The organism is Rhodoferax sp. U11-2br, from assembly GCF_018619435.1.
GTDB lineage: Bacteria > Pseudomonadota > Gammaproteobacteria > Burkholderiales > Burkholderiaceae_C > Rhodoferax.
The window spans coordinates 125,253-133,152 of record NZ_JAHFZF010000010.1 but is presented as its reverse complement, the minus strand read 5'-3'; the positions used below and the strand labels follow the sequence as shown (position 1 = coordinate 133,152).

Genomic DNA, 7,900 nt, shown 5'->3' with positions numbered 1-7,900 from the left:
ACCCCAGGCAGCACCAGCCCGGCCCCCGACACCGCCTTTGTGTTTGAGGCCGCGTTGCAGTCCAGCGCCCAACACACGACATCAACAACCAAAGCAAAAGCCCCCACCGACCTGCTGAACAGCCTGCAGTTGCGCCAACTCACCACCCAGGGCAGCTGGGCCGCGCCGCTGCTGACCCTGAACAGCCTGCAGCTCGACGCCCAGGCCGCCAAGCTACAAGGCCAGCTCAAGCTCAACACCAGCAGTCTGGCCAGCCAGGGCCAACTGAGCCTGCAGCTGCCGGGCCTCAAAGCAGAGGTAAATGGCCATGTGTCCTCGTCAGACGGACTAGGAACACTATCGATTCAGGTGCAAGACGCGGCCCAAGCCAGCCAGTGGCTGGCGCATTTTCCACCGGTCAAAGCCCAGTTGGGCGGCAACCAGCTGCGGGGCAGCGCAGCGCTGTCTGCGCGTTGGCAAGGTGGCTGGCAACAAGGCGGCCAGGCCATGCAGCTCAACGCCAGCCTGCGCGCGCCGCAACTCGACTGGTTGCCCGCCGCCGCCATACCCAGCCTGCAGCTGCGCGACGGCCAGCTGGACCTGGTCGGCCCAGTCAGCCAATTACAACTCAGCAGCCAAGGTCAAGTTACACGTGGCACCCAACAGTCCCGTTGGCAATTACAGGCCATCGGCGGGCGCGCCAAAGACGCCAGTTGGCAGGCCAGCCTGCAACAGCTGGCGCTCAGCCTGCAGCAGCCCGGGCAATCCCAACCCTGGCGCTTGCAGCTAGGGGCTGGCAACGACGCGGCCAACAGCAGCAGTCCCGCACAAGCGGTCACGCTGCGCTGGGTGCCTGGCACCAATACCAACACCCTCACGGTGTCAGCGGGCGCAGTGCGCCTGCTCGGGCCGGTGCCCGGCACCGGTGGCATCAGCTGGCAGCCGCTGCAGTGGTCCCAGCCCGTGACCCCGGGCAAAGGCGGCAAACGTCTGGCGCAATGGCACAGCCAGGGTCGCATCGACGGCCTGCCGCTGGCCTGGCTGGACGCTTTCACGGCCCAGCCGATGGCCGATCTGGGCATCAGCAGCGACCTGCTGCTCTCTGGCAGCTGGGACGCAGCCCAAACAGATAGCCTGCACCTGCGTGCCACGCTGGAGCGCAGCGCGGGGGATGTGCGCCTGCAGGCCGATGCCGGGCGCTCGACGCCGTTGCCTGCCGGTATGCAGGAAGCCTGGCTTCAGGTCAATCTGGATGGTGAGGCACTGTCAGGCTCCTTGCGCTGGGACAGCCAGCGTGCGGGCAAGGCCCTGGCCGCCTTCAGCACCCGGCTCAAAACGGGCAGCAGCGGCCTGAGTTGGCCGCTGGACGCCCCGCTGGGTGGCAGTGTGCAGCTACAACTGCCACCGGTGGACGCCTGGTCTGCCCTGGCGCCGCCGGGCTGGCGCCTGCGAGGCACGGTGGACAGCCACATCGACCTGAAAGGCACCCGCAGCCAACCGCAGTGGGAAGGCAGCCTGCGTGCGCGTGACCTGGCGGTGCGCTCGGCGGTGGACGGCATCGACTTCAGCCAGGGCACACTCGATGCACGTTTACATGGCCAGCAGCTCGACATCCAGAACTTCACCCTGCGGGGTGCGGGCACACCGCAGAACGCGGCGGCGGGTGGGCTCCTGAGCATCACCGGCTCGGTACTCTGGTTGCCTGAGGCGGGCCAGGCCAACATCCGCCAGCGCGTCCAAATGGCGCTGCAGGGCCAGCTCAGCGCGCTGCGCCTGAGCAGCCGCCCCGACCGGCGGCTGGTGGCCTCGGGCCAGTTGCAGGCCGAACTCAAAGACGCCAAGCTCTTCCTGCGAGGCAGTCTGAGCGCCGACAGCGCGCTGATCACCCTGCCCGACGACAGCACCCCCACGCTGGACGAGGATGTGAAGGTGCGCCGCCCGACCACACCCGGCAGCATCCCGGCGGCGCCCACCAGCAGCAGCCCGGCCGGGGTGCAGATCACACCCGACGTGTTGGTCAACCTCGACCTGGGGCCAGACTTCCAGTTGCGCGGGCGTGGGCTGCAGGCACGCCTGGCGGGCAAGCTGGTGCTCACTGCGGTGGGCACGGCCACACCAGCACTCACCGGGCAGATCCGCACGGTGAACGGCACCTACCAGGCCTATGGCCAGCGCCTGCAGATTGAGCGCGGCCTGATCCACTTCTACGGCCCGATCGACAACCCGGCGCTCGCGATTCTGGCGATCCGCCCCAAACTCAGCCAGCGTGTGGGGGTGCAGGTGAGTGGCACCGCACAGTCGCCCGTGGTGTCGCTGTATTCCGACCCCAGCCTGTCCGATGTGGAAACCCTGACCTGGCTGGTGCTGGGCCGCTCGGGCAGCGCCGGTGGTGCCGAGGCGGCACTGATGCAACAGGCCGCGCTAGCGCTGCTGGGTGGCAACGGCAAGAGCCTCTCTGACCAACTGACCCAGGCGCTGGGCCTGGACGAGCTGAGTTTTCGCGGCGCCAGCGAGAGCAGCGACAGCAGCAGCACGGCCAGTGCCGCGTCAATCACCTTGGGCAAACGCCTGTCGCAGGACTTTTATGTGGCCTACGAGAGCAGCCTGGGTGGCGCCATGGGGGTGTTCTACATCTTCTACGACCTGAGCCGCTACCTGACGCTGCGTGCCCAGACTGGGGAACAAAGTGCGGTCGACCTGATCTGGACGCGCAGTTACGACTGAGCGACCGCCAGAGGCCCCAGCTGCGGCCTTTACAATCCCCCGTCCCTCGCCATAGTTCAATGGATAGAACGAGTGCCTCCTAAGTGCTAGATGCAGGTTCGATTCCTGCTGGCGGGACCATCCAATAAAAAGGGCCTCTGGCCCTTTTATATATTGGGGTGTTCACTCTCATTTGCAGAGCTCCATGCCCTCACACCGCCTGCCGACTGCGGCCTGACCCGGCGCTAACAACAAGTCAACATCCGGGGTGAATGAACCCGCTTTTTAGTCGACTTTCTGCCTGATGCTGCCAGAGGCAAAGTGTTAAGCTGATTCCTACATCGGAGGAATGACAAGACCACCCAGCACATCGCCCTTTTTCACCACCACGCAGCCCGCTCAGACTCAAGCTTCAACCGACACCGTCACAACAGGACTTTTCATGAACTTACTCCAAAGTATCAGTGGCCGCCTCTACCTGGTATCGCTTGCACTCATCACCGCGCTGACGGCACTAGCCGTCAGCACCTGGATTCAGCTGGCCAATGTGCACGACATGGCCCAAAATGCCGGCGGCGTGAAGGTGTTGCAGCTGGAACTGATTGCCAGCACAGAGCTGAGGGTGACGCAGGTGATGTCGTCCATGCGCCACGCGCTCTTGATGAACACCCCCAAAGACACCGACCTAGCGATCCAGGACATCCTGTCCAAGCGGGCCCAAATCTCCAAGAACGATGCTGACTATCTGAAAGAGATCACCACTCAGGAAGGCAAGGACGCCTTCCAGCGCGATTGGCTGCAATTACAGGCGGTGACCTGGCCGGTGGCAGAGGCCAACATGCAGTTGCTCAAAGACGGCAAGGCCGCAGAGGCACAGGCCATGTTGCTTGAAAAGACCATTCCGGCCTACGGCAAGATGCAGGACTGGCTCGGTCAATCACGCGCCGAACAGGCCAAGATCCTGGCTCGTGAGGTGGACGCCATCGGAGTCGCCACCAGCAACATTCGTATCTACCTGGCGGTGCTGGTGGCCGCCATTGCTGTGGGCCTGCTGGCCTTTTCCTGGTACATCGCCCGCACCTTGCGCAGCCGGGTGAGCTTGTCGCAACAGGTAGCCGACCGGGTGAGCCAAGGTGATTTCACCGTGGCGGTGAACGACCTGGCACGTGATGAATTCAGCCCCTTGTTGCAGTCCTTGTCGCAGATGCAAACCTCCCTGACGCGGGTGGTGTCCTCGGTACGCCAGGGTGCGGAACGGGTGTCCACCGCCTCGGCCGAGATTTCATCGGGCAACCATGACCTGTCGGCACGCACCGAGTCTCAAGCCAGCGCTCTGGAAGAAACCGCCGCCTCCATGGAAGAGTTGAGCTCCACCGTCAAACAAAATGCCGACAGCGCACGCCAGGCCAACCAGTTGGCGATGAGCGCCAGCACCGTGGCGGTGCAAGGTGGCGAGGTGGTGGCCCAGGTGGTGGAAACCATGAAGGGCATCAACGAATCAAGCCGCAAGATCAGCGACATCATCAGCGTGATTGACGGCATTGCCTTCCAGACCAACATCCTGGCTTTGAACGCGGCTGTGGAAGCAGCCCGCGCCGGTGAACAGGGTCGCGGTTTTGCTGTGGTCGCCTCTGAAGTGCGCAGCCTGGCAGGGCGCAGCGCCGAAGCCGCCAAAGAAATCAAGTCTTTGATCAGCGCCAGCGTGGAGCGGGTGGAACAAGGCTCGGCCCTGGTCGACCAGGCAGGCATCACCATGACCGAAGTGGTGAACTCAATCAAACGGGTGACCGACCTGATGGGTGAGATCAGCGCCGCCAGCACCGAACAGAGCCAGGGTGTGAGCCAGGTGGGTGAAGCCGTCACACAAATGGACCAAGCCACCCAGCAAAACGCCGCTTTGGTGGAAGAAATGGCGGCTGCCGCCAGCAGCCTGCAGTCTCAGGCGCAAGAGCTGGTCGAAACCATGGCAGTGTTCAAACTCACCGCCCAGGATGGACTGCGCCTTGGCACACCCGCCCCTGCGGCGGTGCGCGCCCATCCCCTCAAAGCCAGCCCGGTCAAAGGCCCCGAAAAACGCGTAGGAGGTGTGCCCCAAGGGACTGCAGCACGCGCACCGGGCAAACCGACTCCCTTACCTGCCCCCTCCCCCAAACCCGCCGCACCACAACAGGCCAGCGGCAGCGCTGAAGGAGACTGGGAGTCGTTCTGAGTCCCTGCGCGGGGCTGGCACAGCCATAGAAACGCAAGGTGCCTGACCATGGCGCCCTGCCCTCGTTCAACTGCTGGAACGAGGGCTTCCCCAAGTGTCAGGCCAGGATGGGTGCCAGCTGGCATAACAATCAACAAAAGGGCCTGAGGCCCTTTTTTTGATTGGGTAACTCACTCTTTTTATGAGAGCAAATGCATCACGCCCTGAACACATCAGCTTGAGCTGTGCTTGGGGTTGGGTCACTGAAATGCAGCGGAAGGTGTACGTTCGCCTTCTTACGAGCTCTTTGTAGCCCGATGCTTAGAATTTAACGCCATATGAAAAGTATCAACCTACCCAATCAGGCTGCAGAGTTAGCAACAACTTGGCGGTCAACCATCATCGGTCAAGCCGCAGGTGCCAATGTCAAAGTGCTACGTATGGACGGCTCCGTTTACCCGGATGAAGCGCACGATTTTGATGAAGCCCTTTTGGTGATTGACGGGCAGATGAACCTTGATATTGCAGGTGCAATAACTGCCGTTCGTGCTGGTGAGGTTTTTATTGTTCCAGCGGGGATTGCGCATGGTGTAGCAGCGGGAAGCCACGGCACCTTGGTCATTATTGATAGATAAAGTCACGTGCTTGTGTAGTCCACTTTCAGACTAAACGGGCACCCGCATCGCAGCGGGAGCTGACGTTCAGCAATACCCCCCATTCGGGGGATGTTCAGGTCACACACAGACAGTCACAATGCAGCGATATCCACCTCACTTGAAATGAACGTCAGCTTACTCATCGTTCTCTTCTTTGCTACCGTCCCGTTCCTCTTCGAGTTCGAGACGCTTGGCTCCAATCCAAGGGCAACACTGTCATTGGGTGCCGTTCTGCGTTTGCGCCACTTTCGCGGTCAGCGGTGGGCTTGGGGCTTCGGAATTTTGTTCATGGTGATTACTTTGCTGGCTGCTGCGCCAAGCGCTTCCGGCAAGAGTTACTCGGTTGGCATCCGCATGCTCTTGGTTGTTGCTTTGTCGCAGGTTTGTATGTGGGCCGTCGCATACTTGAGGGTTCGTAGAGCCAGAACTGCGCCAAAGGATTGCCGGCAAGATGCAACGTAACTCATACGCTAACGGCTGCTTGGGAGTGTTTTGAATGGCCGCTACCAGCCTTAAACAGACCTACACAAGCCGCTTGGTAGGCCACAGGCCATCTTCATAGCGACCTGAAGCGCCAATCTGCCTGCGCCCAAGCACACCAAACCGCCCATGCAACCGCGCTGACCGCCCGCAACCACCGCTCAAGCCGGCACCAGCACCTGTGCCCGCCCCGCTGCATCGGTGAACAACAGTCCCTCCGCCGGGTCAACCAAAAACACACCGTCTGAGAATTCCTTGCGCAGTCGCGCCAGTTTGCTGCCGATCGACAGGTCCACCGCACCGTCAACACCCTGCACCACCTCCACTCGGGCCTTGAGCATCACCGCCATCTGCTCCTCCAACTCGCGGCGCTCGTTGAGCGACTTGGACCAGGCCTGCACCGCCTGGCGCCAGGTGGCCTTGACGCGTTCCAGCATGCCTTTGGGGTCACCTGCGGTGGCCAGATGTTTGCCGAGTTTTTGCAGGTTTTCTTCGGTGGCTTTTTCCTTGAGCAGGCGCTCGTCCAGCGCCTGCAACTGCGCTTGCAACTTGGCATTGGCACCGAGTTTGACCACGGTGATACCGGCCTTGTTGGAGCCCAGCAAGGGCACCCGCAACAGCATCATGGCGGTGGCGCTGCCACCCATCAGGCAACCGCGCTGGGGCAGTTTGTCACCAATGACGATCTGGTTGAGCGACTCCAGCTCACAGCCCAATGCCATGTCATCGATCGAGATCACGGTGCCAGCGTGGATGCTGCTGGCCTCCGCAAACCGTGCCGATACTGCCCCCTGCGACCGCACCTGCGACTTGGCAATGATGCCGCCCGCCACATGGATGTCGCCCCCGGCCTCCAGCATGGCACCGTCCACCGCACCATTGATCACAATGTCGCCGCTGGCCTGCACCTTCATGCCGTGGGTCACGTCGCCTTCCACCTGCACCGTGCCTTCAAAATGGATGTTGCCGCTGGCCATGTTGACTTCGGCGACACGCAGCACGGGCTCAACAATAACTCCGTGCTCCACCAGCACCGGCTGCCCAGCCACCGCCGCCTCCAGCAGGTTGGGGTCAGCACTGGCGGGTTTGGCACCCTCCAGCTGCGAAGAAAACGACAGATCCAGTCCCGGGCGCGGGGACAACTCCCGGCCCTTGACGGTGTGGCCGGGCACACCGTCGGTGGCGGGTGTGCGCCGCATCAGCGGCTCGCCAGGGCGCACCACAACAATGCCGCTGTGTTCGCGGTAGTCGATCAGGCCGCTGTCGTTGAGCTTGGGGGCACGGTCTGCTGTCAGGTCAAGCAGCGCATCAAACGCAGCATCCTGGCCGTCTTGGGCGGGCTCGCCACTGGCCACCGGCCAATGCGCGATCTGGCCAACCCGACAGGCGTGGATCAAGGCGGCCTCGTTGATGCCAAACACCACCCCCGCCGCCTTGAGCGCCTCGTGAATGTCTTCCAGGCTGATGGCTTTGCCACCCTGGGGGGGGCTCAGGCTGACCTGCACCACCATCTCGTCGGGTGCAATCTCCAGCTCCAGACAGGCATCACGCCGCTCAGCCACCTGCACCACAAACGGTGTTTTCAGGGTGTTGCAATCGACGGCGCTGGCTGCGATGACCTCTTTGTAGAGCAGGCATTGGCCAAACCCGGCCTCCTGCAACAGGCTGTGGAGCATGGTCGCATCCACAGGTGGGCGGTCCGCTGCAGGTTGGTGGTGCAGAAACACCCGTCCATCGGACTCGGTCAGAGTTATGCCATTCAGGTTCATGATCCGCTATCCGCCTTTTTTTGTGGGTACTGGGGCCAGAGCCCCAACGACAGGGCCTCCAACGCGACGGAGTTTAGGGGTGTCACAGCAGACCGGAATTGACAAATGACAGACGGCATGGAGAC

Annotated in this window: 4 protein-coding genes and 1 tRNA gene; 4 read left to right on the top strand and 1 reads right to left on the bottom strand. The window is 62.3% G+C overall.

All coding sequences use genetic code 11. The annotated features are described in order from the left end of the window. The 4 genes from KKO72_RS08995 to KKO72_RS08980 form a co-directional block, all read left to right on the top strand. On the top strand, nt 1-2,703 hold a 2,703-nt coding region (locus KKO72_RS08995; protein ID WP_214937478.1), incomplete at its 5' end, for a translocation/assembly module TamB domain-containing protein. A 45-nt stretch (nt 2,704-2,748) separates the two neighbouring features. Further along, nucleotides 2,749-2,823, top strand: a tRNA-Arg gene (locus KKO72_RS08990). 301 nt (nt 2,824-3,124) lie between these two features. Then, on the top strand, nt 3,125-4,891 hold the full coding sequence (locus KKO72_RS08985; protein WP_214937475.1) for a methyl-accepting chemotaxis protein: 1,767 nt from the start codon (nt 3,125-3,127) through the stop codon (nt 4,889-4,891). Nucleotides 4,892-5,208: 317 nt separating this feature from the next. Next, nucleotides 5,209-5,505: a cupin domain-containing protein gene (locus KKO72_RS08980; protein ID WP_214937473.1), complete on the top strand. Its 297-nt coding sequence runs from the start codon at nt 5,209-5,211 to the stop codon at nt 5,503-5,505. A gap of 662 nt (nt 5,506-6,167) precedes the next feature. Here the strand turns inward: KKO72_RS08980 and KKO72_RS08975 are convergent. After that, complete coding sequence (locus KKO72_RS08975) at nt 6,168-7,775, bottom strand: DUF342 domain-containing protein (RefSeq protein WP_214937471.1); 1,608 nt, start codon at nt 7,773-7,775, stop codon at nt 6,168-6,170. Nucleotides 7,776-7,900 lie beyond the last annotated feature (125 nt).